The following is a 25326-nucleotide window of genomic DNA, read 5'->3' as shown; positions in this document are numbered from 1 at the left end:
GCCTCTACCGTCAGTTAAAAAAGTTATCCCTACTTGTATTCCCTGTTCTCTTTTGCGGGCAATCATGCCTCCACAACCAAAGGTTTCATCATCTTGATGAGGAGAAAAAACCATTGCTGATTTTTCAGAAAAATTTAAAGGCTGACTTCCCCAATGCAAAATCCACCAGGAAACTAGACTACAATGAATATATTGTATCTGATTTAGCAATTGATTAGGAATTATTTTTTCTAATGAGGTGAGTGTTTTTTTATGATTCATAATTTTAAAATTGATTCAAGACAAAATTAAAGTTTTCTAGATAACAAATATTGATGCTTCCCATAAATTAGAACAACTATTTTTATGATAGTCTTGATTCCAGATAAACTTAAAGTTTTGTAGATGACACATATTGATGCTTCTCACAAATCAAAACAACACAACTATTTTTATGATAGTCAAGTCCTAGATTATATTATTTATTGTTTTAATAAAGTTATGCTGAATATATCAATAAGAGGATGTTTGAAAATCGGATAGGGTGTAAAAAATCTTTCAGTAGTATTCAGGAGTCAGCTAAAAGCAGGAATAGCCAAGAAGAGGAAGTTTTAACTTACCTTTGGGGGTTAAAGTCCCCTGCTTCTACAAGCAGCGGGTTTTGCGTCGGGGTAAAATCCCCGTTGCAAAACGTAATTCTAAATTCTAAATTCTAAATTCTAAATTCTGCATTCTTTTAATTACCCGTGTTTTACGGAAAGCTGTATTAGCTGACGACTGACGAGTGAATGCTTACTATTTTTCTACTCAGAAGTGTTTCTAGAGAAACAGTAAATTGTTAGTTAGGTTAGTTAGAATTTAGGGAAATCATCGAAATCTCTATAACCTACTATATAAAATTAAGCAGTGCTTAATCACCGTAGGGGTTGATGTTTACCATTAAATTCAGCTAGTTTTTGTATTCTATTAGACTGTGATGATTACTGAATTTTGGCTGAAGTTATAAATTGAGTAATTATTCCATTAGTATAAGTTATCTTGGGTATGCAATGGTGTGCCACTATCATGCAGATGAATTGGATTAGTTTACTAAAAGCGCAACAAACTGACTTCTTAAACCGGGTGAAAAAACCGAAAACGGCGGATCTTTCTCTTTTAGAAAGTCGAGTTAAAGGTTATCACAGTGAGGTAATGGCATTTGCGGGGGATTCATTCACAAAAATTCTCGAATGTTCCCGTCAGCAAGCTGAAATTCTCGCCAAAAATCCCCCACCGATACCACCAGAATATCCTGAATATCCTGATTGGATCATTCCCTTTCCTACTTATTTTCAACGTCAAGCAGAAGATTATCTTGTCCGTGAACAAATTGTTGATTGGATGATTACAGAACGCTTAGGAAAATTGGTGAGAAAAGTGCCACAAGACACTTTAGACAATATGGTTTTGGATGATGAGGGAAATTTACGTAGTGAAAGTAAGTTTACTTATTTGTTAGCTAATAACCCAAAAGTGAGTATTCAAATTCACGTAGCAGATGGAGAAAGTTTTAACGGTATTAAAAAAGATAAAATTCGTTGGTCTGTTAGTCAAGAAGATATCAGTAACCACCAAGTATTAATTTTCTTGTGTTTGTTTTATCCTGGAAATAACAAATTAGGATACCACAAACAAACTGTAATTACTGGTTTTTTACCCACAAATCAACTAGATTTTTCCAACGCCAAAACTTATCTAACTCCCAGTAGTCTATTATATGCGGGAGGATTAAATTGGTATTTACAATCTCTGGGTGGTAAGCCAGATGATGTGCCAATAACTGATGAGAAAATGATGGTAGAAACCATTCAAACCTTACCATCAGATCATCCCCAAAAGAAGATTATTGGTGATTGGGAATGCTGGCAAACACTGAAAGGACATACCAAAGGTATTAACTGTTTAGCCTATGCTATCAAAACATTAGTAGTGCAAGATGCCGGATCTAAAAATGTCAAAACAATTCCGATGTTAGCTAGTGGTAGCAGGGGAGAAACAAAATTATGGGATTTATCAAAAGGTGAATTAATCGAGACATTATCAGAATATCCTTGGGTGATTTCTGATCATGTTAATGAAGTTAATTCTCTGGCTTTTAGCACCGACGGACAAACATTAGTGAGTGTAGGTGCAGATTCCACCGTTAAAATTTGGCATACTGGGGCGTTGGATCTAATTGATATTCTCCATAAACATCATGGAGATGTCCGTTGTGTGGCGTTTACTCCTGATGGTAAGATGTTAGCGACTGGTGGCCATGATCGGAAGATTTTATTTTGGAATTTGCGCGATCGCCAAGTTGAAAATACTCTATCCTTAGATGATACAGCAGCCCATTCAATGGTATTAAGTCAAGATGGGAAAATTTTAATTACAGGTAGTTATCGCAAAATCAAAGTTTGGGAAACATCCTCAACACTCAATCAGAAAAAATTGCCAGATATACAACCAATATACACCCTGATGGGTCATTCTCATATTGTTAGTTCCCTAGCCATAAGTGCTGATGCTAAATTTTTAGTCAGTGGTAGTCAAGATCAAACTATTCGAGTTTGGAATTTAGCCACTGGGGAATTAGTTCACACTCTCAAAGGACATCGAGATAGTGTGAATACAGTTGCTTTAAGTCCTGACGAACAAATTATTGCCAGTGGTAGTGCTGATAAAACTATCAAATTGTGGCATTTACAATCTGGGGAATTATTAGGGACATTTACAGGTCATGCTAACACAGTTACAGCTTTATCCTTTACTGCTTCTGGAGAAATGTTAGTTAGTGGAAGTTTGGATAAAACCATTAAAATTTGGCAGCGGAGTTAGATCAAAACTGCGATTGTCTCTACAAGTTAAAGTCCCCCAATCACCAACAAGATCCCCGACTTCTTTAAGAAGTCGGGGATCTGACTTTAGCAATGTATACCTACGGCACGCTACGCTATCACAAATCAAATAGGATTGCTATATTTCCCGAAAACTAATTTTCAACATTATCGTTGATAATATAATTATGCTTTCTAGTTACCAATTATGACTATAGCCACTGAACGCCAGATTACACTAGAAAATTTTCTCAAGTTACCAGAAACTAAACCAGCATCAGAATTTATTAACGGGGAAATCCTACAAAAACCTATGCCACAAGGTGAACACAGTCGTCTACAGATTAAATTTTGTACCAATATTAATCAAGTAGCGGAAACGCCAAAGATTGCTTATGCCTTCCCAGAACTACGTTGTACCTTTGGTGGTAGTACCATTGTGCCTGATATTGCGGTGTTCCGGTGGGAAAGAATCCCCAAAACTGAATCTGGGAGAATTGCTAATCGGTTTGAAATTCATCCTGATTGGGTAATAGAAATTCTTTCTCCTGAACAACCACAGAAAAAAGTATTAACGAAATTATTGCATTGTTCCCGTCACGGAACTGAATTAGGTTGGTTATTAAATCCAGAGGAAGAAAGTGTATTAGCTGTATTTCCTGGACAAAAAATAGAAATATATGAAGGTGATGATAAATTACCAATTTTGGAAAATATCAATTTAGAATTAACAGTTAAAGAAATTTTTGGTTGGTTGAGTTTTGGTTCATGATTATTAAGGGCGGGGAAACCCCACCCCTGCATTAAAATTGTTGTAAAAAGCGTAAATCGCTATTATATAAACGGCGAATATCATCAATTTGATGTAATACCATTGCAAACCGTTCTACACCAAAACCGGCAGCAAACCCGCTATAAACTTCTGGATCATAACCCACAGATTTTAAAACATTGGGGTCAACCATACCGCAACCCATAACTTCTAACCAACGTCCTTTCCACTGTAAATCTACTTCGGCTGAAGGTTCGGTGAAAGGAAAATAACTGGCACGAAACCGAATTGGTAAATCGCCAAATATTGATTGTAAAAATATTTTCACAGTTCCTTTGAGGTCTGTAAAAGTTAGTCCTTCATCTATTGCTAAAAGTTCAATTTGATGGAAAACCGCTGAGTGGGTCGCATCTACATCATCTCTGCGATATACTCGACCTGGGGCAACAACTCGAATAGGTGGTTCTTCCTTTTCCATGTAGCGAATTTGCACTGAAGAAGTATGAGTCCGCAATAAATTACCATCTGGTAAATAGAAGGTATCCTGCATATCACGGGCTGGATGATCTGGGGGGGTGTTAAGAGCTTCAAAATTGTAGTAATCTGTTTCCATTTCTGATCCTTGGGCAACGGTGTAACCCATGCCAACAAAGATATCTAGGGTTTGGTCAATAATGCCATTGAGGGGATGAATCCGACCTTGGGGACGGTAAATACCCGGCATGGTGACATCTATTGTTTCCGCCTCTAGTTGTACCAGAATTTGAGCAGATTCCAGGGTTGTGCGTTGCTGGTCAAGGCTGTTTTGAATGGCTTCTTTGACAGTGTTAGCGATCGCCCCAATCTGAGGACGTTCTTCCGCGCTCATTTGCCCCATACTTCGTAACAGCAGCCCCAATTGCCCTTTTTTGCCCAAATAGTTAACTCTGAGTTCTTCTAGGCGTTCTAGGCTATCAGCAGCAGCGATCGCTGTTTCTCCTTCTTGTCGTAATGCTAAAAGTTGGTCTTCTAAATTGCTAGTCATTAGTTATTAGTCATTGGTGATTAGTCATTAGTCTATAGTAGGGAACGGGGAACAGGGAAGCAGGGAACAGACAAGAGGCAGGGGATGTAGGGGATGTAGGGGATGTAGGGGATGTAGGGGATGTAGGGGATGTAGGGGATGTAGGGGATGTAGGGGAGAGGATTTTTCCTACTGACAACTGACAACTGACAACTAACAACTGACAACTGACAAATGAAATTATTAATTAGCAACGATGATGGAATTTCTGCTTTGGGTATTCGTACCCTAGCCAACACCTTAGCAGCAGCGGGTCATGAAGTGACAGTAGTTTGTCCAGATCGAGAGAGATCCGCAACAGGGCATGGATTAACCTTACTGCAACCCATTCGCGCGGAAATAGTGGAATCTGTGTTTCATCCTGATATTAAAGCTTGGGCTTGTGATGGTACGCCTTCAGATTGTGTAAAATTGGCACTATGGGCTTTATTGGATTCTCCACCCGACTTAGTGCTATCTGGAATTAACCAAGGTGCAAATTTAGGGACAGAAATCCTCTACTCTGGGACTGTTTCCGCAGCAATGGAAGGAGTTATTGAAGGTATTCCTAGTATTGCTTTTAGTTTAACCAGTCATACCCATAAAGATTTTCAACCAGCAGCTAAATTTGCCGAAATCCTGGTTGCTAAAATTGCCGCCCAACCACTGCCAGAATTGATGTTACTCAATGTCAACGTCCCCCCCTTATCTTGGGAAGAAATAGCTGGAGTTACTTTCACTAGACAAGGAGTACGACGTTATGTGGATGTTTTTGACAAGCGAACTGATCCTAGAGGTAAAACTTACTACTGGTTAACTGGAGAGGTAATCGAAGATGTAGAACCACCTATAGAATTAAACTTACCAACCCACATTCCCCTTGATGTTCATGCCATTCAAAAAAAATATATCAGTATTACTCCATTGCAATATAATTTGACTTATGGGCATGGACTTAATCAGCTATCTACATGGGAATTTAAACTTCCGTAGATTTAGGCAACTTTGACAAAACTAGAAAAGGTTATTTTCAGTAAAGTTACTGAATCTTTACTAGCTATTAATTAAATAAATGTAGTAAACTATATAGAATAGGACTTGTGTATCCATGCAAGTAGGCGGTACTCGGCTAATTTTTGATGCTGGTACAGGATTTTACAGATTATGCAGTCCAATTTGACCTTTCACAACGTGCAAATCGGACAGCCTATCCATAATAGTTAATGTCGTTGAAATCGCTTGTCTAGCTAGTTCAATACTTTGAGTTTGTTTGCGAGCAATGTAGAAAATGTCAGTTAGTGTTGTTGCAGTCACATATCCAATTATTTGCCCAGAATCAATTGCTTGAAATAGCATTTCTGCATCTTCTAAAAACGGTTCTCGTTCTAATAAGTAATCTAAAATAATATTGGTATCAATGAGAATTTTCACTAAAGATACTTCTCTACTCGATGTTGTTCTAACATTGCATTTACCTGTTCATCGGTTGGTGCTGGTTGATTGGTTTTTAATAAACCTTTCATTTGTTTAATTATGCGAGTCCGTTCAGATTTTTGACTGGGTTGATTTTGCAATGATTCGATGATTGCGCGGATGAGTTCTAAGCGATCGCTCTCAGCAGGGGAAACGCATCTTATCAATAAGGACTATTTAATCTCAATAATGACCCAAAAATTTGCATTAACGTCTACTTATTGACAATAATTTAAACCATCACGATGACTCTGAAAAAATCCATCAAACGATAAATACCGATTCTTTCGTTTATACACAAAAATGGTATTTTGTCAATAAAATTTAGATGCGTTTCCCCTGTCGCTCTCAGGTAGTTGAAAGGCTTGTTCTTTCAGTTCTTGTAAGGACATAGAGGTTATGTTAGGCTATATTTACCTTTATTTTATTTTATCTGAAAGCGATCGCACTCCCAAAATCTTACTTCAAGCGATCGCACCCCTCCAAAATCTCACTATCTCAACAATATAGTATTTTAAGTTACTTTTCTTCTGTCTCTAAATAGCTGTCAATTACCGTCAGAATATTTACACCTATTAATTTAATATAATCGTCCATATATTTTGGTAGTGGTGTAAATGTTTCTTGAGTTGAAGAATAAGCGGGAAGCCAAAATTCACTTTTTATATTTAGTTCTTTTAATGGGTGGTTGTTTTTTTCAAGATGTTTTTGTAGTACATATTCATAAACGAATTGTTTTCTAATACTGTCTTTTTTAATTTTTTCTATATTTTTATGACTGCTAAAATAGTCATAATCATAGTATTTGATATCAATAATATTAAATTGTCTCCAAATAAATTGAATGAATTTTTGAAATAACTTTTCTATGTTTTCCTTTCCACCAGAATCTCGTAATAATGAAGTTGTAAAAATTTCATAAGGTTCAAGATATTTTTTATAAAAATCTTTAAAGTCTAAAAATCTATTATTTATAGCCACCACAAAAATATGATTTAAGTTACACATCATTTGTATTTCTTTATGAATTAATTCGTTAGGTATTTTCCAGTAATCAGTCTCCCAATAAGAATAAAATTTATTTGGTAGTGACGTAATTGTTATATAACTATTATTAGTTGGAAATATTTTTTTTAATTCATTAAAAGTGTGATATCCTCCGGGTTGCTGTAAATAGGCAATTTTTATACTTGTTTCATGATACGACGCGTAAGCTTTATACGAAAATTGAGTATAATAATAAATATTTTGATTTTTTACTTTATCCCAATGTCCTCCTTCTGCAAGTTGATATGATATCAGAATTTTATTCTGTTTCATCAAGTTTGTAACAATAACTGCATCAGGAAATATATCAGTACCATTAACTCTAAATATTCCTGAAATATCAATAATTTTATTACAATTATTCCATTCATTTAAAATTTTATCAGATATAAATTGTTTATCCAGATAAAGAATAAAAGCAGGATCTACCGTTTTAACTAAATAGCTTAAACACATTGATTCCCAGATAGTATGAAAATTACTAAATCCCCAAACTTTACCTTGAATGGAAGTTTCTAATTCTCCAAACAAAAATTTATAAATAGCTTCATGAAAATCCCAATAATCACTATCTTTAATCGGAGTATAATGATCAATTAATTCTAAAGCATCTTTTAATTCATTAATAACTTGCAGATAATATTTTTCATTAAATAAACTATATTCATAACCTAAATATTTTTCTTTAAACCTTTCTGCTAAAGAGTTGATTTCAGGATTAACTTCTTGTTTTAATTGTTCCTTAATTTCCGTCAAAATATAACAATACATAGCAACTATATCAGTTGTATCAAAATGTATCTCCTTTCGGGGTAAATTCATAACATCAATATAAATTGCATTGTTATTTAGAAAAACAGCTTTGTTTAAATAACGGTGTAATTTACTGTAGTCTATTCTTTCTGATTTCCCTAATTTGCTAACAAGTGCAAGTATTTTTAATTCATCATAAGCATCTAATATGCTTCCCAAAGCATCAATTTTAGAATAAAAAATGTTCTTGCTATCGTTATCAGATGTAATTTCTGAACCAGTATCATCTTCAACAACTCCATCACGATCATCCGCTTTGGTAACAACTCCTGTTTGAAAATGTCCTTTATCAATACAGATTTGTTTAAAGACGTTTAGCACTCGATAAAGACGGAAGAATAAATCACATTTTGCATCAAAAGTGTTAATATCATCTTCAGAAAATCCTTTGGGGATATGAAAGATAAGTTTTGAACCTTCTTTTTGTATTCCTACAAAAGAATATTTAGTATTAACTTTGATTTCTAATTCTCCAAAATTAATCATTCTTATTTCTCAACTATGTCTAGATTTATAGAAAATTATTAATTAAAAATTGTCAGCATTTGTATTTTCCTTATTTTCCTTAAATTCTTCTGGATTTATTTTATTTATAAATTCAATAGATAAATTAGCAAAATCAGCATAAGTAATCAACTTTTTACCTAATAATTCTTCTAAAGGTTTTTTATCTTTTGCAAAAACGCTATCCCAAAGATAAAACATCAGCTTATTTTTAATTACTGATTCTTCAATTATGTTATTTTTAGCTTTCAAAAACCACCAACCAATCTGTTTATCTTCTATTCTTCTGATATAACCATTCTTAGATTTTATAAATTCATTTAGTTTAATTACTAAATCATGCCATTTATATTTTTTTACACCTACCAATACTGAAATATCTTGGACTTTCTTCGGTATATCTTCATAAGATTTACTATTAGGTACATCTACATATTCCCAATCCCAACGACGTTTGAATGCACTATCAAGATAATAGATTGATTCATCGGATGTATTGATTGTGGCAATAATGGATAAATTGTAGGGGATAGTAATACTATTACTTTTTAGTCTTTCTAAAATACGCAAACCATCCTTATTGTTATTCTTGCTTAGATTGTTATGAGTCATCTCATAAAAACTCTTAAATTCATTACCATTTACCTGTATATTTTCATGAGTAATATTAGCTTTATATCCCATAGATTGAAAAAGTCCTACTATCTCAAGTTCAGATAAATTAACTTCATAAGTTGACCAATAATCATCTTCTCTATCTAATAATTGAAAAATTGATCCAAATATTGCCGCAGCATTACCTCTATTTAATTCATCTATGACTAAAAGAACATTTTCATTAGTACCATCAATTATTTGTCTGTAGGCTAAACCTAATGCTTGTAAAAAATATCCTGGATAGAATTTATATATTACTGAACCAAGACCTGTAGTTTGTGGTAACAGCTTTCCGACAAAATCCGAATAAGTATATTCTGGATGAAATACAGTTTTAATCGTATTTTCTAAAGAGTTGGTTTGTTCATTCAACTTGATACTTAGTAACTTTTCATCTGTAGCAATTTCACGAATTTTATAGCTTTTTCCTGTTCCTGGACTTCCAAAAAGAATCTTCTGAATTGGTGACATTTGCTAACCTCGAATATTTCACTAACTAATTTATACCATAAAAATAGCCTACGCAGGTAGGCTTTGTCTGTATAGCCCCAGATTTCTAATCTGAGGACTATATAAAAAAACACATTAAACAATATATCCTAAACTGCCTCATTCTGCAATCTTTGCAACAATTCCTCACGGGATAAATTACCCAAAGAAAGAAGTAACTGAGTGCGTTCATAAATAGGAATATTAGCAATCTTTTCCACCAAACCAAATAACTCAGCATCCAAACTACCAAAACGCCCTTCCAGAAGAGAAGTTATCAAATAAACTTGTCCTTCTTGCTTCCAGTCTTCTATTTGTGTCTAGCTACCTGTTAATTTTCAGATCCCTGACTTCTTTGAGAAGTCGGGGATCTTGGGGATCTTGACACTTTCCCAATTAGACATCTCCGAGAAATTTAATTCTAGTTGGCTTTTACACCCACCAGACATCCGCCAGGGAATAAATTCCCTGTCTAATAGCTGAAGTCCGTTTAAACGGACTAGGAACTTTTTTAAGTGTTTAGTCATCTTTAGATGACTTGCGCTATTAGCAAGGAACTTGAGTTCCTTGCGGGATAGAGGTTTTAGATTAAAGTTTTCATCAAAGACAGTTCAATGTAGTCCTCTCTGGGCTGTTTAATGTTGACTTCTACACCTGGACCAAAATACTTGGTCATTTTTTCATGCTTTTGTTGCCAGGTATCAAAGGTGATAAGTGGTGAATCGAATTCTAGGATTAGGGTATAAGCGCCGTTGATTTCGGTTTCTCGCAAACCGGTGACGACTGGTCTGACTTCGTCTGTGGGACTTAAACCTAGATAAGCCAAGGCTAAATCTAGATGGGATTTTTGCCCATAACAGAAGCGGGTGATGTCCTTGCGGATTTTAGTTTGTGTGACAGTTGCCTGTTGCTTTCTGAGTTCGAGGATTGATGGTGTGCTAGTTTGGCTGAAGGGGATGGGTTTAAGTTCATTAGCTTTTAGGGCTAAACCTCCCAGTAATAGCGGAAAACCATAGAAAAATCCTACTAGATTGAGGGTAGCGTTATCCATGAAGTAGGCAACAAAACCTGTGATGGTGAGTATACTACCTACTGTTAAACCAAGTGTTCCCAAAGAAATTCCGCCGAGCATAATTTAAGCTTAGTATAATTTATTTTCATCTTTTATTATCATCGCTGATTGGTGGCAGATTGGGAAAGGGATATGGAGATTTTTCCTTTTTGCGTTAACTTTAGATTTGAAGTGTTTCAAAACTGGACGCAAAAAAATGGATATTCAGACAGTTAAAGACCGAATTAGCACTGTTCAAGGTAAACGTGAGCGGTTGCTGAGTTTATTAGAACAACCCAATTTGGGAACTTTAAGGGTTGATGTCAATCAAGCTTTGGAAGAATTAGATGATTTAATTGATGAATTTAAACGGACTATTCCCCAAGCAGGAAATAATTAACCTAAGTTGTTAGTTATCTAAAATTTAGACAGGAGAAAAGGTAATTGATAATTGTCAATTGCCTTTTGCCTGATCTAATTTGTACTTTTTTAATTATTAATAATGTTGGGTTTCCCAGGGTCAACCCAACCTACATAAATTTATGATTAGGCAGAGTTCAATATTTCTTCTGGAAATGAAGAATACCTATGTCTGTTCCCTAACTCTCTGACTAAGGCAATGAGTTCCTTTGTCGGAATATCTTTTTTGCAAACTTTATCAAAGTTATGCCTAGTTTTGTTTTTTCCAAAAGATACTTCATCTACAGAGGAATAAGCCAAAATTTGAGTATTTGGAGATATAGCTTTAATGTAATGAGATGCTGACCAACCATCCATAATTGGCATTTGTAAATCGAGAATGATCACATCAGGTTGATAGCATTGAACTATTTCTATAGCTTCTTGACCATTACTAGCTAAACCAACAACCTGGATATTTTCTTGAACAGAAAAAACTAATTGTAGGCTTAAACGAGTGAGTTCATGATCATCAACTATGAGAACGCGCAAATTAGAAGACTCACGGGACAACATTAACATTCCAGAAAAGAATAAATATGAATTCTTATAGTTTATGAGTACAAGTGAAATACTTCACTCTATCTTATGGATGAATTTTAGCCACTAAAAGTTAATTCTTATGCAAATTTTCCATAAAAAACTGTTTTTTTTGCATAATACTGGGGGCGACAGATTCAGCACTTATGAAACTGGCATATTATCATAGTGCATCATCTCCAAAATATGTTATTCATCACCGAATATCAAGTCTAATGTCCTCAACAATATACATTTAGTCTGATAGTTGTATAAGTCTGAAGACTATTTAAAATATATATATCTATTGACTGAATAAGAATTTACAGCAGGGTACGTCAATTAAGCTATGGTTGAGATCACCGACTTCTCTGATTAATTATTTTCATGAGAAAATTGATCAAAGAAGTCGGTGATATTGGCAGAGGTTATTATTCACTTTTGCTGCAACTAATGAGAGTTTAATTTATGCCTACAGATCGTAATGTCATAGACATAATAGTTTTTTGAGAATTAGCTTCTGGACAGTTATCACAAGGACATCTTTGAATATAACTACCATCAGGTTGTAATTCCCAAGCATGACGATTATCTGCCAACATAATTCCTAAAATCTCTTGCAAGTCCTTAGCAATATCTTGGTCTTTAATGGGGGTAATGACTTCCACTCGACGATCTAAATTGCGACGCATCCAGTCCGCACTACCAATATATATTTCTTCTTGACTATTGTTGTAGAAGTAAAATATGCGGGAGTGTTCCAAAAAGCGACCAATAATGCTGATGACGCGAATATTTTCGCTCAGGTTTGGCACTCCGGGACGCAAACAACAAATACCGCGAATAATGAGGTCAATTTGTACACCTGCACGAGAAGCTTCGTATAGTGTAGCAATGATTTGTGGATCAACGAGGGCATTCATTTTAGCAACGATGCGACCAGAAAATCCATTGTGGACATTTTCAATTTCGCGCTTAATTAATTCCAGAAAGCGATCGCGCATATTCACAGGTGCTACCATAATTTCTCGATAGGATTTTTGGCGAGAGTAACCTGTTAAGAAATTAAACACATCTGTTAAATCTGCACCTAATTCTTCCCGACAACTAAATAAGCCTAAATCTGTATAGAGTCGTGCAGTTTTTGGGTTGTAATTCCCTGTACCAATGTGTACATAACGGCGCATTCTATCTTTTTCCCGGCGCACTACCAGAACAATTTTGCTATGGGTTTTTAAACCAACTAAACCATAGACAACATGAACACCAACACTTTCTAAACGCCTTGCCCAGTAAATGTTATTCTCTTCATCAAACCGGGCTTTTAATTCGACTAATACAGAAACTTGCTTGCCATTTTCTGCCGCAGCAATTAAAGCATTAACGATGGGTGAGTCCCCAGAAGTCCGGTAAAGAGTCATTTTAATGGCAAGAACATGAGGATCATGGGCAGCGCTAGTAATAAAGCGGACTACTGTACCAGAAAAGGATTGATAGGGATGGTGGACGAGTAAATCTTTTTCACGAATGATGGAAAAAAAGTCTCTTCCTTCTTCTAGTTCGGGAACGTCAGCATCAATACAGGGTTCTCTGAGCCGTTGCAAGCGGGAAGGAACAACAGATTGACGGGGGGGATCTTTAAGTTCTGGTAATGGTAATGCCAGAAAATACATTAAATCCCGCAGTGCTAAAAGACCATCAATTTCATAAATATCGCTTTCGGTTAATCCCAAATCTGGTAAGAGCCGGGAACGAATTGATGGGGGGGTTTGGGAGCGAATTTCTAACCTGACGGTATTTCCACCCATGCGGCGTTTGCGAAGTTCCTGTTCAATAGCTAATAACAGGTCATCTGCTTCGTCTTCTTCTAGTTCCAGATCAGCATCACGGGTAATGCGGAAGGGGTGATATTCTTGGATACTCATCCCCGGAAAGAGGGATTCTAAGTTATGAGCGATCGCTTGTTCTAAGGGAACTCCGATCCAATGAGCAGTTTTACCATCTTCCTGAATTCCCAACTCTGGTGGTAAGGGTAAAAATTGTGGCAAGACTTTCGGAACTTTAACTATGGCAAAGGACTCCTCCTCAGTATCGGGATTTTTGACCACCACTGCCAGGTTTAAACTGAGATTAGAAATGTGGGGAAAGGGATGACCAGGATTAACAGCGAGGGGAGTTAGCACCGGAAAAACCTGTTCTTCAAAATAGTTATTTAAGTAATTTCGCTGTCTTTGATTCAGTTCTATGTAATCGAGAATATAGATTCCCTGTTTTACTAACTGTGGTCGCAGAACTTCCTCAAATTCTGCGTTATGTTTTTTGAGTTGGGGAGTCAAATGCAGACGAATATCATCTAGCTGTTTTGCTGGTGTGCGTCCATCTGGCGTTAATAAATTAATACTGGCTTCTACCTGTTGCTTTAAACCTGCTACTCGTACCATAAAGAACTCATCCAGATTGGAACTAAAAATGGCCAAAAATTTCAGCCTTTCCAACAGAGGAGTTCTGGGATCACAAGCCTCATGTAAGACCCGATGATTAAATTCTAGCCAACTTAATTCACGGTTAATGTAGTATTGTGGATCGCTCAGATTTATGGAATCAGAATTCTTTTTTGGTTTTGCCATGATCACCTAGATTAAGGCAGATATTGCCCATAGAGCATGAATATCAATATCTTAATGGCTGGGGCATAGATTTTAACAATTCTTGGTATAGAAACCTGATTAAGTTGGCGATTTGATATTTTTATGTATAAAAAAATATTTTATTCAGACAAGTATTTTACAAAAAGCTTGAATAATCATAGGATTTTAAATTTTCAATCCCAATACCACTCCAAATCAGGTAGATAAGCTACACAATTTTGTATAACACCTGGATATTGACGATATCTAGCAATTTCTTGATATTTTTTCAACGTTATGATAAACTGGAAGCCAAATTACTCAGAAATCTGCTTTAATTATACAGTAACTAAGGGTATTCAGGGTATGACAGGCCAGAAAATAGACCGGAAGTGGATTTTGTCAAGTATTGCTCTTCTAGTAGTTTTTGTTTTCGGCATACTTGCTAAAGGTAAGATTGATTCATTGTTCAACGGGACTAATATTGCTGGAAAGACGCAGGAAACCGCTGGAGGAGATATCGTTAGAGGAGACAAAAGCACTCAAGGAGACAATACTGGAGGAAACAAAACTGTATACGGGCAACAAGAAAATAGGCAAGAAAATAGGCAAGAGTCTAACGTTCAAATTATTATTCAACAGGGAGATGAAAGATACAAAAATTCATCTCAACCAAATTTGTCAGATCCTGGTCTTGCGGAAGTAAAGCCTGTAGAATTAGGTAGTTTCAAAGGGGCTAATCAGTTCACGAAAGAAACTGTTTTACCAGATTATCTTAATAATATTGTATTTTCTGATGGTAAGATTGCAATTTCCGATAGAATATATGATTCTATTTTTAAATTACGTGGAGAGAATCAGGAGCAGAAAGTAGTTTTTTCTTTAAGTGGAAATCAAAAAGGAATTTTTCTTCAATTTGGATTGAAAGATCTAGCTAAACAAGGAGATAATTTGATCTATGAGGTAATTATTTTCACAACTAATAATACCGAAAAACCAAAAAAAGTTTGGTCTGGTAAGATAATATACGGTTCCAAAGATCAAATTGTTTCATTGCCTTTTGATGCAACTAAGGCGACAAGTCTCATAATTAAATATTCAATCTCACAGGGTAAGGGAAATACCAACCGAGAACTATTTTTTACTCGAGCAGAACTACTGTATGAGTAAGCATGATAGCTGATATTATAGGATGTGTGAATAAAATCTAATGCCTCTTATTTTGTTTAACTGAAAAAATGTTAATAGGCTGTTACACATTTACTTTTTTTGCCCAAAAGCCTTATTGTCAGGACTCTAGGCTGCAAAATATTAAGTTTAGCTGCGTAACAGCTTACACTTGTGTAGAAAAATAATACTAATTAATAGTTAACCTCATTTTTCCTATAGCGAATTGCCACTGCTGTAATTATTTTTTCAGATAAAATCTTCCTACTTAAGTGTTTCAATAGAAACTGGGTAATTTATTCGATCAGATCAAGCAAAGATGGGAATTATGAAATCATATTCAGCTTATTTTATTCGCACGGAAGATTTTGCGCTGGCACAAACTAGCTTTAGAGGATGTTTGAAAAGTTTTTAATGTATAAATAAACCCCTCTCCAAACCTCTCCCCGACGCGGGGAGAGGCTTTGAAACCCCCATTCCCTTGTAGGGAAGGGGGGAAGGGGGGTTAGGTTTCTGGAGATTATCGGTTTCATCTAATACTTTTCAAACAACCTCTTAGTAATATAGCACCCGTTGTGGACTCATCTTGGCTGCTGTGTGATTTTTGCAAAGACGACTATCTTCCAGAGGATGACGTTCTTTGGGGACAAGAATCCATCACTGAAGCTAAATCACCACAACTGCGGGAGATCATTTTCGTTTACGGAGATACCTCAGTTGATGGATTCGTTTATGAACATAGGCTGTGTGATGGGACTGTCGCTCTTCTCGTCAAGCAGAGTTATGGTATTAAATGGGTAATTCCCAGAACATAGATCCCTGAATTTTTAAAGAAGTCGGGGATCTCGATTTTGAAAGCTTATTAATTTTATGTCTATTTATCTGTTTCAAGCTACTCGTCGGCGGTTAGCGATTTGGTACACTACTATAACTGCGATTTTACTATTATTATTTGCCAGTGGAGTATATTTGTATGTTCGCAGTACATTAATTGAAAGAATTGACGATACATTGTATCATGTCGTGGAAGTTGTCGAGCGCTCTTTGGTAATTGAACCGATAAACTTTCAACCAAATCAAGTGCGAGTAAATGTAGAAGCTAGTTTTCCTAATAATGCTGAAAATGCCGAAGATGATCGGATTGATTTAGAGTGGTTTAGTCCTAATGGTGAATTATTATGGTCAACTTTTTCACAAATATTAGATATTCCTATTCATACTCATCATACAGGTGAAACTGTACGAATAGAGGGAATGGGAGGATGGGGAGAATCTGCACAGTTATTTAGACAAGTTACAAAAAGGATAGAAAAAGGAAGACAGGTTTTAGGCTATTTACGAGTAAGTCATCCTTGGTTTGAGGTAACGAAACCTAGCAGAGAATTAATTTTTGATTTGGCTTTAGGTATCACTCTAATGATCTTGTCAGTAGCCGCTAGTGGTTGGTTTTTATCTGGCAAAGCTATGGAACCAGTTGGAGAATCTTACCAACGCTTAAAACAATTTACTGCTGATGCTTCCCATGAATTAAGAAGTCCGATTGCTTTGATTCAAACTAATGTGCAAATTGCTTTGGCTGATTTGGATGCACGGGAAGAAGAAAAAAATACAGTTCAATATAAACAACAATTAAAAGTAGTAGAACGACTTACTCAACGATTGGGAAAGTTAGTTAATGATTTGCTATTTTTGGCTAGACAAGATAGTGGGATTAATACAGATTTATTTTCATCTTGTCCTCTTGATGCTTTGTTAATGGAAGTTGTAGAAGAACAACAATTTGTAGCTAGAGAAAAACAAATTAATCTGGGTTTGAACTTAGTTGATTCTCCGTTGACGGAAGTTAATCCCGAATTATTAGAAAACTGGTTTACTCTCACGGGAAATTGGGAGCAATTAGTCAGATTATTTACAAATTTGATTGGTAATGCCTTGCAATATACTCCACCCCAGGGAGTAATAAAAGTAGAGTTAGCAAGAATAGAGGGGATAAATCGAGTTACAGGAATGCGTTACACTAATTCTCATTTACAAGTAAAAGTTAGTGATACTGGCTCTGGTATTCCTGCGGACGCGCTGCCAAAATTATTTGACCGCTTTTATCGAGTTGATCCGGCACGAAGTCATAAAGGTGGGAAAACGGCTACAGCCACAACTACTGGTTCAGGATTAGGATTAGCGATCGCTCAAGCCATTATCGAGCATCATCAAGGACAAATTCAAGTAGCCAGCAATCTGGGTGAAGGTACTACTTTCACTGTGATTCTACCCATTTTTGAGAAGAGGAGTCAGGAGTCAGGAGTCAGGAGTCAGGAGGAGGAAGAAGAAGAAGGAAGAAGGAAGAAGGAAGAAGGAAGAAGGAAGAATAAAATTACTCATTGACAACTGACAACTGACAACTGACAACTGACAACTGACAACTGACAACTGACCAATGACAATTGACCAATCTATCTGATAGCGTGGCGTTAGCGATAAGATTCCAATATTCGGACTAGTAGGTGGTAGTGTGCCAAAATATATTCGGTTGATTTCTCTTTTAGTTGCCTGTAGTGTATGGAGTTTGCCAAAAGCTGCTCATGCTCAAGCATTTATTCCGCATACAGTGCAAGTTGATAATGCTCAATTAGAGAAACAGGGCTTGAATTTAGCCCAGCAAGCGGCTCAATTAGCTCAGTTTCAGCAGGTTGAACCAGCTTTGCTCAGAGCGCAGTTGGCTACGAAATTAGCCCCGCAGAATGACAAAGTATGGTGGCTACTGGGGAGTTTGCATTTACAAAATAAAGAATTTGATCAGGCTGTTACCTCCTTGAGTAAAGCCCAAACCCTCAATCCTAAAAATCCTGAAGTGCAGTTTGCGTTGGGTTCAGCTAAGTTTCAAAAAAAAGATTACCAAGGAGCTATTACCAATTATCAAGCTGGTTTGAAATTAAAACCCAATTATTCTGGAGGGTTGTTTGATTTGGGCAATGCTTACTTGATGTTACAGAAATTCCCAGATGCGATCGCTCAATTCAATTTAGCAGTCAACCAAGATAAAAAGTTTTGGCCAGCAATTAACAATATTGGTTTAATCAAATACGAACAAGGTGATGTCACCGGAGCGATCCAGCAATGGCAAACAGCAGTAAGCATTGATAAAAAAGCCGCAGAACCTTTATTAGCTTTAGCCGTAGCTTCCTATAATCAGGGCGATAAACAAAAAAGTTTACAAATGGGAGTATCCGCGCTCCGCATAGATTCCCGTTATGCTGACTTAGATTTTCTCAAAGAAAACCTGTGGGGCGATCGCTTACTTACAGACACCAAAAAATTCTTAGAATTACCACAAATTAAATCAGCCTCACAGCCCCAGGAGGAAGCACCCTAATAGGGAGTAGGGGGAGTAGAGGGAGTAGGGGGAGTAGAGGGAGTAGGGGGAGTAGGGGGAAAGAATTTGCCAACGGACAACGGACAACGGACAACTGACTATTCTGGTGGTAAAAGAGCCATAATTTGGTCAATAAACAGTTGGTGATCAACCACAGGCTTAGAAATATAAGCATCAGCACCGCTTTGGTTCAAAAAATTCTCCCGATCTCCTTCCATCGCGTGTGCGGTCACTAAAATCACTGGTAAGTTGGCTGTTTGTCGGTTAGACTTTAACATTTGTGTAATTTTGATCCCATCAACAGACTTACCTTGGTATACACTACGTGATAGGGACACATCCATTAAAATCAGGTCAATTTCACGAGCTTGGGCAATTTCCATGACCTCTTCTACATTTTCCGTATGTTTTACCCCCAATCCCCCGCGTTTACTCAGAATTTTAGAAAAAACGCGAGCATTAATTAAATCATCTTCCACAATTAGAACAGTTTTCATGAGACTTTATACTAAATAGGGTTAACACCTGAGCAATCTGTATTGTATTTTTAATAATCTATAAGCTTGGATCACATCAAGGATAATACTACTGCTTTTTATCTTCATGAGTATCAAGATTGTGTGAGTATTTCTATTTAATCCGTTATGCTGTGATTGCGGAGCGTGTCAACTTCTAACGGCTGTTGTGTAGTCAAAATTCAGGGAAAAACCTCATGGCAAAACAGTTAAACCTTCTCTCCAAGGGACAGGTCATCACCACCGCCCTACACACCGAAATGCAACGGTCATACCTAGAATATGCCATGAGTGTGATTGTGGGGCGAGCCTTACCAGATGTTCGAGATGGGTTAAAACCAGTACATAGGCGGATTCTATATGCCATGCACGAACTCGGTTTAACACCAGATCGACCTTACCGAAAATGCGCTCGTGTAGTGGGAGACGTTCTCGGTAAATATCATCCTCACGGTGATCAATCAGTTTATGATGCCTTAGTTCGGCTAGTCCAAGACTTTTCCAGCCGTTATCCCTTACTGGGAGGACATGGTAATTTTGGTAGCGTTGATAATGATCCACCGGCAGCCATGCGTTACACGGAAACCCGTCTTGCACCGGTGGGACATGAGGGAATGTTGGCGGAAATTGCCGACGAAACCGTGGATTTTACTGGTAATTTCGACAATTCCCAACAAGAACCAACCGTACTCCCGGCTCAATTACCATTTTTGTTACTGAATGGTTGTGCAGGAATCGCCGTAGGGATGGCTACAAATGTCCCCCCCCACAATTTGGGAGAAATCGTTGATGGCTTAATTGCCTTAATTGACAACCCAGAGTTAAGCGATGAAAAATTATTTCAATTAATTCCTGGTCCCGACTTTCCTACTGGTGGGGAAATTGTTGATCATGGCGGCATTAGAGAAGCCTATACCACTGGTAAAGGTAGTATTATTATGCGCGGCATCGTCACAATGGAAGAAATTCCTGCCACCAGGGGAACTAAACGCCGGACAGCATTAATAGTCACTGAACTGCCCTTTCAAGTTAATAAGGCTGGTTGGATTGAAAAAATCGCCGATTTAGTCAACCAAGGTCGGTTACTAGGAATTTCTGACATTCGAGATGAGAGTGACAGAGACGGAATGCGTGTAGTTATTGAACTCAAACGCGATACAAATCCCCAGGAATTGCTCCAGCATTTATATCACCAAACTGCTTTACAAACTAACTTTGGCGCGATTCTGTTAGCTATAGTTGATGGACAACCTCGCCAATTAACCTTACGACAACTATTAGACGAATTTCTCAAGTTCCGAGAACATACCCTCAACCGTCGCTACAGTTACGAATTAGGAAAAGCGGAAAATCGGGTAAATATCCTGGCAGGATTACTGAAAGCTTTAGCAAATTTGGATGATGTTATTGCTATATTACGGCAAGCGCCCGATGGCAGTACCGCCAAAATGACACTTTGTAATCGCCTAGATTTAAGTGATGTCCAAGCAGATGCCATTTTGTCTATGCCCTTACGTCGTCTCACTGGGTTAGAACAGCAAAATTTACAACAGGAATTTGACCAACTTAACCAGGAAATTAGTATATTGCGGACATTACTGGACGACAGACGGGAATTACTCAAAGCTCTGAAAAAAGATTTGCGAACTCTCAAACGGAAGTACAATGATCCGCGACGGACGAAAATAATTCACACTACAGAAAAACCAGTTTCCGAAGAGAAAGGTAAGGCTAAACCAGCAGCAGTAGCCGCAGCAGATAATTCTCCAGCGAAAATTCCCACTCCTAAACCGGAAGCACCGCTAGAGGAAACTATTGTCGAAGTTACTCAGCGGGGTTATGTGCGGCGGATTTCCCCTAACAGTAAAAAAACAAAAGGGGAAAACGGCTTGCTAGATCATGATTTCCTGATCCAAACGGCATTAACTAATACTCACAAAGACCTGTTAATCCTCACTAGCGGTGGTAAAGTCTATCCCATTACGGTGGGAGATATTCCTTTGACTACTGGACGTAGTTCGACTTCGCTCACTACAAGTTCAGCGCGAGGAACGCCATTGATTACGATGCTTACCAGTACCGCTCAAGGTAACACGGAAGGTATCATTACTCGGTTCTTGTTGCCAGAAAAACCCGAAACGTTGGAAATGGTTCTGTTAACGAAGGAAGGACGGATTAAACGCCTATCTTTGTCGGAATTTGTGAATTTCTCACGGCGAGGAATTACAATTTTGAAGCTTAAAGATAATGACGAATTAGCGTTTACCCAATTCCTCAGCAGCGGAGAACATCTAATTTTGGCGAGTTCTAGCGGTCGTCTATTAAGGTTTCCGGTCAATGATGAACAACTACCGATTATGGGTCGGGCTGCAATGGGTTTACAAGCTTTCCGCCTTTTGAAAAATCAGCAAATGGTTGGTTGTGTCAATGTCAGTAAATATAACCAATTATTGCTGGTGACGGAAGAAGGATATGGCAAAATTATAGCTGCAAATCAGTTAAGGGCGGCTAGTCGGGGGGATTTAGGGGTACAACTTGTGAAATTTAATAATAAAACGGACAATTTAGCGGCTATGGTAGCAGCAAAGCCAGGTTCAGAGGTCGCATTATTGACAAATAAGGAGCGAGTTATCCGCGTATCAATAGATGCAGTTCCTAATCTCAACAAAGATAGTAAGGGTGAAAGTATTTGTCAACTTAACAGGGATGAGAGGATTATTAGTGTGGTGGAGGTAGAGTAGGGTTTTGACAGTCCCCGGTCTCTAGATACGGGGATTTTTAAGACCAAATCAATCATTTTAACGGCAATGTCAGTAATAATTTTTATTTACTCTCTTCTTCCTTGTTCTTTTAATAATATATCCATCCATTCTCGATCTTCCGCTAACAAGTCTGGTACAGGAGGAATATGATAATCTAAAGTTAAATCAAATGCAGCTTGTTCATATATTTCTAAGAACAAATTCTGTAAATTTAACTCTATTTCCTCCTCTCCTTTTTGTAGAGGTATGGGAAAATTAGGTATAGTTTGTTTGACGGAAAATGCAAATAATTGAGCCGATGGAAACCGATAGGATCTCACAATTAAAATGCGATAATCTGTATCAGAAATCCTGGTGACAATGGGCATTTTTTCCCCAGTTCTAATTAAGTCAATTTCTACTAAGTTAGTATCACTTTGCAATATTTTCTCCCGTTTATCTAAATAGGATTTTCTACCTTCTTTAGTTTTTTTATTAGTGGGAGAAAGTATCTCAATTATAGTTACTACCTTACCTGTAGAAACTTCTCTAATTTCTAAATATCCTTCTTTAATTTCTAAAGGTAATGGTAAGGTTACAGTAATCGCCTTATTTTCTGTTTCTGTGGGTAAAGTCGCTATTGCAGTTTTATGAATATTTGGTTTTTGTGCTTGTTTAACTGATAAAATTGCTACATCAGGAATACCAATTAATAAAGAGTCTTCAGTATCAAGTCTATAGGTACGTTTTTCAATAGCTACTCGATATTGAGGACGCAAAGTAGGAGAGATAGCAATAGCGATCGCTGTAATTAATCTATGATGTACTTCTGACCATAAATCAGGATTTTCTAAGTAGGGATTCATCCCTGGAAATGGTGAACTCATAAATTTATCACTCTAAGAGTTACTCGTTTAGTATAGCATTTATGCAGGTTTTGCTCTGGATGCTGGTAAGTATTCAAATAAAAATATAAATCTCAGTGTTTTTGCGTTAATATAACCCTAGATGCTGAAATTTACGACTATGACATCAGATTTTGCCTTTTTAAAACGACTATATAACGCTTTTGACCCATTCCGACCTTTACCTGCTGGAGATCCTGCTTATGTGGATTGTACCGATGTACGGGGAGATGGGGATATATTGGAAGCGGTAGGGAGAGAGATATTATATTCTGACAGAAAAACCTGTCAACTGTATGCAGGTCATCGTGGTGCAGGTAAATCTACAGAATTACTAAGACTACAAAAAGATTTAGATGAAAAGGGTTTTTTTGTCGTCTACTTTGCGGCAGATGAAGCAGATATTGATCCAGAGGATGTTCAATATACAGATATTCTTTTAGCTTGCACTCGCAATATTTTAACAGCATTTAAAGATAGAACAGATTCTCAAGCTGTATTGAATTGGTTAAAAGAACGATGTGAAGATCTAAAAGATTTATTACAAACAAAGATTTCTATAGATGAATTATCAATTGAAGCACAGGTTTCACAATTTGCCAAAATTACCACTAAAATCCGAAGTGAACCCAGTGAACGCCGAAAAATTCGTGATTTAATTAATCCCCATACTACCACTTTAACTACGGCATTAAATGAATTTATTCGAGATGCTAAAAAAAATCTCCCTTCAGGATATCACGAATTAGTATTAATTGCTGATAACCTAGATAGAATTGTCCCTGTAACTAAAACAGATAACCGCAGCAATCATGACGAAATTTTTATAGACCGTAATGAACAACTCAAAAATTTAGATTGTCATTTAGTTTATACTATCCCAATTTCTTTACTTTATTCTGACCGCGCAGCATCATTAACAGAGATTTATGGACTTCCCCAAGTTTTACCGATGATTATGGTAAAAACTCCTGAAAATGAGCCTTTTTCACCAGGACTTGATAAAGTTATTGAAATTCTCCAAAAACGACTAAAGAAAGTAGATCCTAATAAATCTATTGTTGATTTATTTGAAAGCAGATCATCTTTAGAAATGTTATGTTTAATGAGTGGCGGTCATGCGCGGAATTTATTATTATTAATGAAGGAAGCACTCAAATATACAACGTCTTTACCTATTACTGACAAAGCCTTGCAGCGTTCAATTAGCGAATTGCGAAAGACATATAAAGATACCATTTATGCGAATGAATGGAAAGATCTGGCAAATGTTCATTATTCCAAAGAAATAGTTAATGATCAGTTACATCGGGGTTTATTATTTAATCGTTGTATTTTAGAATATCGCTATCTCGAATCAGAGGGAGGAAGTAACGTTTGGTATGATATTCATCCTCTAATTAAAGGAATAAAAACATTTCAGGATGCCTATAATCAATTATATCCTGGATAGTTAGACCTCTCCCTAACCCTCTCCTAACAAGAGAGGGGACAGGAAAAAGTTTAGATGCTGTGAATTTTCTATTTTTGTTCCCCTTCCCTTGTAGGGAAGGGGTTAGGGGTTAGGTTTTTAAAGTCGTAATATTAATAACAATTTTATTAAAAAATCCTCTAAAATTATGCCTCTTAAACTCACTGATTGGGATCAAGATTTACCAATAGAAAAAGATGAAGAATATCAAGCCTTTATTCGTACACTTCAGTTTACAGACGGCTTTAGTATATTATTTGTGCGTTGTTCTCCGGCCGGAGGTGAACAATTAATTAGTCAAGTGAAAGCAGATATTCATGATAAAAATATAGAAGTTATCAAATTAGATAAAGATGTGACGAATTTATATGCAATAGTTGATAAATTACCTAACAAAAACAATATCAATATATTATTTATTACAGGCTTAGAGTCTTCATTCTATAAATACGAAGAAGCCAAAACAGTAGGTTGGAATAGTCGACAAACTCATCATTATAGTTGGGAAAGTGTACCACCATTTTTAATTAATATCAACCAACAACGAGAACGGTTTAGAGATAGTTTTAATATTTGTTTTATATTTTTATTACCGCAGTTTGCAATTAAATATTTTATTCACCGCGCCCCCGATTTCTTTGATTGGCGTTCTGGTTTATTTGATTTTCCTTTAGATTCAAAAACTCTAGAACAAGAAGCTACAAGGATTATTCAGGAAAGAAATTATGAGGAATATGTAAAATTAACGGATGAAGAAGCAAATAAGAAAATTCTAGAAATTATAGATATTATTGAACATGAAATAGATGATGAACAAAAAGCTAAATTATTTTTTGGATTAGGTAATTTGCAAGGAGTTAGAAAAGA

The 25326-nt window shown here is 36.6% G+C and carries 22 protein-coding genes and 1 pseudogene; 11 read left to right on the top strand and 12 right to left on the bottom strand.

The features are described 5' to 3' along the window. A partial coding sequence (locus FJR08_RS00890) for a PIG-L deacetylase family protein (protein ID WP_168631851.1) occupies nt 1-261 on the bottom strand: 261 nt, incomplete at its 3' end. 783 nt (nt 262-1044) lie between these two features. Here FJR08_RS00890 and FJR08_RS00885 point away from each other — a divergent pair. Continuing rightward, nucleotides 1045-2838, top strand: coding sequence for a WD40 repeat domain-containing protein (locus tag FJR08_RS00885; protein ID WP_168631861.1), 1794 nt, complete (start codon nt 1045-1047; stop codon nt 2836-2838). A 207-nt stretch (nt 2839-3045) separates the two neighbouring features. Further along, nucleotides 3046-3609, top strand: coding sequence for a Uma2 family endonuclease (locus FJR08_RS00880; RefSeq protein WP_015078028.1), 564 nt, complete (start codon nt 3046-3048; stop codon nt 3607-3609). Between the two features lie 31 nt (nt 3610-3640). Here the strand turns inward: FJR08_RS00880 and pheS are convergent, their stop codons facing one another. Beyond that, a complete protein-coding gene (gene pheS, locus FJR08_RS00875) occupies nt 3641-4633 on the bottom strand; it encodes a phenylalanine--tRNA ligase subunit alpha (RefSeq protein WP_015078029.1) in 993 nt (330 codons plus the stop codon). 213 nt (nt 4634-4846) lie between these two features. Here pheS and surE point away from each other — a divergent pair, with 213 nt between their 5' ends. Then, on the top strand, nt 4847-5644 hold the full coding sequence (surE, locus tag FJR08_RS00870) for a 5'/3'-nucleotidase SurE (protein ID WP_168631850.1): 798 nt from the start codon (nt 4847-4849) through the stop codon (nt 5642-5644). A 162-nt stretch (nt 5645-5806) separates the two neighbouring features. Here surE and FJR08_RS00865 read toward each other — a convergent pair whose 3' ends face one another. From FJR08_RS00865 to FJR08_RS00840, 6 genes are all read right to left on the bottom strand, one after another. Then, nucleotides 5807-6082: a PIN domain-containing protein gene (locus FJR08_RS00865; RefSeq protein WP_168631849.1), complete on the bottom strand. Its 276-nt coding sequence runs from the start codon at nt 6080-6082 to the stop codon at nt 5807-5809. Continuing rightward, nucleotides 6082-6291 (bottom strand): hypothetical protein, encoded by a 210-nt coding sequence (locus FJR08_RS00860; protein WP_168631848.1) that lies wholly within the window; start codon nt 6289-6291, stop codon nt 6082-6084. Before FJR08_RS00860 ends, FJR08_RS00865 begins: the two co-directional genes overlap by 1 nt. Before the next feature lie 352 nt (nt 6292-6643). Next, nucleotides 6644-8470, bottom strand: a complete 1827-nt coding sequence (locus FJR08_RS00855) for a hypothetical protein (RefSeq protein ID WP_168631847.1) — start codon at nt 8468-8470, stop codon at nt 6644-6646. Between the two features lie 42 nt (nt 8471-8512). Next, nucleotides 8513-9616 (bottom strand): restriction endonuclease, encoded by a 1104-nt coding sequence (locus tag FJR08_RS00850; protein WP_168631846.1) that lies wholly within the window; start codon nt 9614-9616, stop codon nt 8513-8515. A gap of 128 nt (nt 9617-9744) precedes the next feature. After that, entirely contained in the window at nt 9745-9915 is a 171-nt protein-coding gene (locus FJR08_RS00845; RefSeq protein ID WP_254435656.1) for a hypothetical protein, read from the bottom strand. Between the two features lie 302 nt (nt 9916-10217). Then, nucleotides 10218-10766, bottom strand: a complete 549-nt coding sequence (locus tag FJR08_RS00840) for a DUF2854 domain-containing protein (RefSeq protein ID WP_168631845.1) — start codon at nt 10764-10766, stop codon at nt 10218-10220. A gap of 136 nt (nt 10767-10902) precedes the next feature. On the opposite strand from FJR08_RS00840, the gene FJR08_RS00835 reads away from it, so the two are divergent. Then, nucleotides 10903-11085, top strand: coding sequence for a hypothetical protein (locus tag FJR08_RS00835; RefSeq protein ID WP_015078035.1), 183 nt, complete (start codon nt 10903-10905; stop codon nt 11083-11085). A 146-nt stretch (nt 11086-11231) separates the two neighbouring features. Here FJR08_RS00835 and FJR08_RS00830 read toward each other — a convergent pair whose 3' ends face one another. Both FJR08_RS00830 and ppk1 read right to left on the bottom strand, forming a co-directional pair. Then, nucleotides 11232-11666: a response regulator transcription factor gene (locus tag FJR08_RS00830; protein ID WP_015078036.1), complete on the bottom strand. Its 435-nt coding sequence runs from the start codon at nt 11664-11666 to the stop codon at nt 11232-11234. Between the two features lie 458 nt (nt 11667-12124). Continuing rightward, nucleotides 12125-14290, bottom strand: a complete 2166-nt coding sequence (gene ppk1 / locus FJR08_RS00825; protein WP_168631844.1) for a polyphosphate kinase 1 — start codon at nt 14288-14290, stop codon at nt 12125-12127. Between the two features lie 366 nt (nt 14291-14656). Between ppk1 and FJR08_RS00820 the strand changes: the two genes are divergently transcribed. The 4 genes from FJR08_RS00820 (at nt 14657) to FJR08_RS00805 (ending at nt 18827) form a co-directional block, all read left to right on the top strand. Continuing rightward, complete coding sequence (locus FJR08_RS00820) at nt 14657-15460, top strand: hypothetical protein (protein WP_148759748.1); 804 nt, start codon at nt 14657-14659, stop codon at nt 15458-15460. Nucleotides 15461-16032: 572 nt separating this feature from the next. After that, nucleotides 16033-16272 carry a hypothetical protein gene (locus FJR08_RS00815; RefSeq protein WP_168631843.1) on the top strand — a complete coding sequence of 80 codons (240 nt, stop codon included), beginning with the start codon at nt 16033-16035 and terminating at the stop codon, nt 16270-16272. 67 nt (nt 16273-16339) lie between these two features. Then, the gene (locus FJR08_RS00810; RefSeq protein ID WP_168631859.1) at nt 16340-17839 is read left to right on the top strand and encodes a cell wall metabolism sensor histidine kinase WalK; all 1500 of its coding nucleotides are present in this window, start codon (nt 16340-16342) and stop codon (nt 17837-17839) included. A gap of 127 nt (nt 17840-17966) precedes the next feature. Continuing rightward, nucleotides 17967-18827: a tetratricopeptide repeat protein gene (locus FJR08_RS00805; protein ID WP_168631842.1), complete on the top strand. Its 861-nt coding sequence runs from the start codon at nt 17967-17969 to the stop codon at nt 18825-18827. 98 nt (nt 18828-18925) lie between these two features. Here the strand turns inward: FJR08_RS00805 and FJR08_RS00800 are convergent, their stop codons facing one another. Next, on the bottom strand, nt 18926-19324 hold the full coding sequence (locus FJR08_RS00800) for a response regulator (protein ID WP_148759759.1): 399 nt from the start codon (nt 19322-19324) through the stop codon (nt 18926-18928). 215 nt (nt 19325-19539) lie between these two features. Here FJR08_RS00800 and FJR08_RS00795 point away from each other — a divergent pair, with 215 nt between their 5' ends. Next, nucleotides 19540-22083 carry a DNA topoisomerase (ATP-hydrolyzing) subunit A gene (locus FJR08_RS00795; protein ID WP_168631841.1) on the top strand — a complete coding sequence of 848 codons (2544 nt, stop codon included), beginning with the start codon at nt 19540-19542 and terminating at the stop codon, nt 22081-22083. A gap of 86 nt (nt 22084-22169) precedes the next feature. On the opposite strand, the gene FJR08_RS00790 is transcribed toward FJR08_RS00795, so the two are convergent. Continuing rightward, a complete protein-coding gene (locus FJR08_RS00790; protein ID WP_168631840.1) occupies nt 22170-22970 on the bottom strand; it encodes a DUF4058 family protein in 801 nt (266 codons plus the stop codon). A 139-nt stretch (nt 22971-23109) separates the two neighbouring features. On the opposite strand from FJR08_RS00790, the gene FJR08_RS00785 reads away from it, so the two are divergent. Further along, a complete protein-coding gene (locus tag FJR08_RS00785) occupies nt 23110-24441 on the top strand; it encodes a P-loop NTPase fold protein (protein WP_168631839.1) in 1332 nt (443 codons plus the stop codon). Nucleotides 24442-24607: 166 nt separating this feature from the next. Beyond that, nucleotides 24608-25326: pseudogene (locus tag FJR08_RS00780) on the top strand (prenyltransferase); the annotation flags it as partial.

The sequence above is a fragment of the Dolichospermum sp. UHCC 0260 genome, assembly GCF_009711985.1.
Classification (GTDB): Bacteria; Cyanobacteriota; Cyanobacteriia; order Cyanobacteriales; family Nostocaceae; genus Dolichospermum; species Dolichospermum lemmermannii.
The sequence above is the reverse complement of the archived record's forward strand: the minus strand, read 5'-3'. Positions and strand labels throughout refer to the sequence as shown.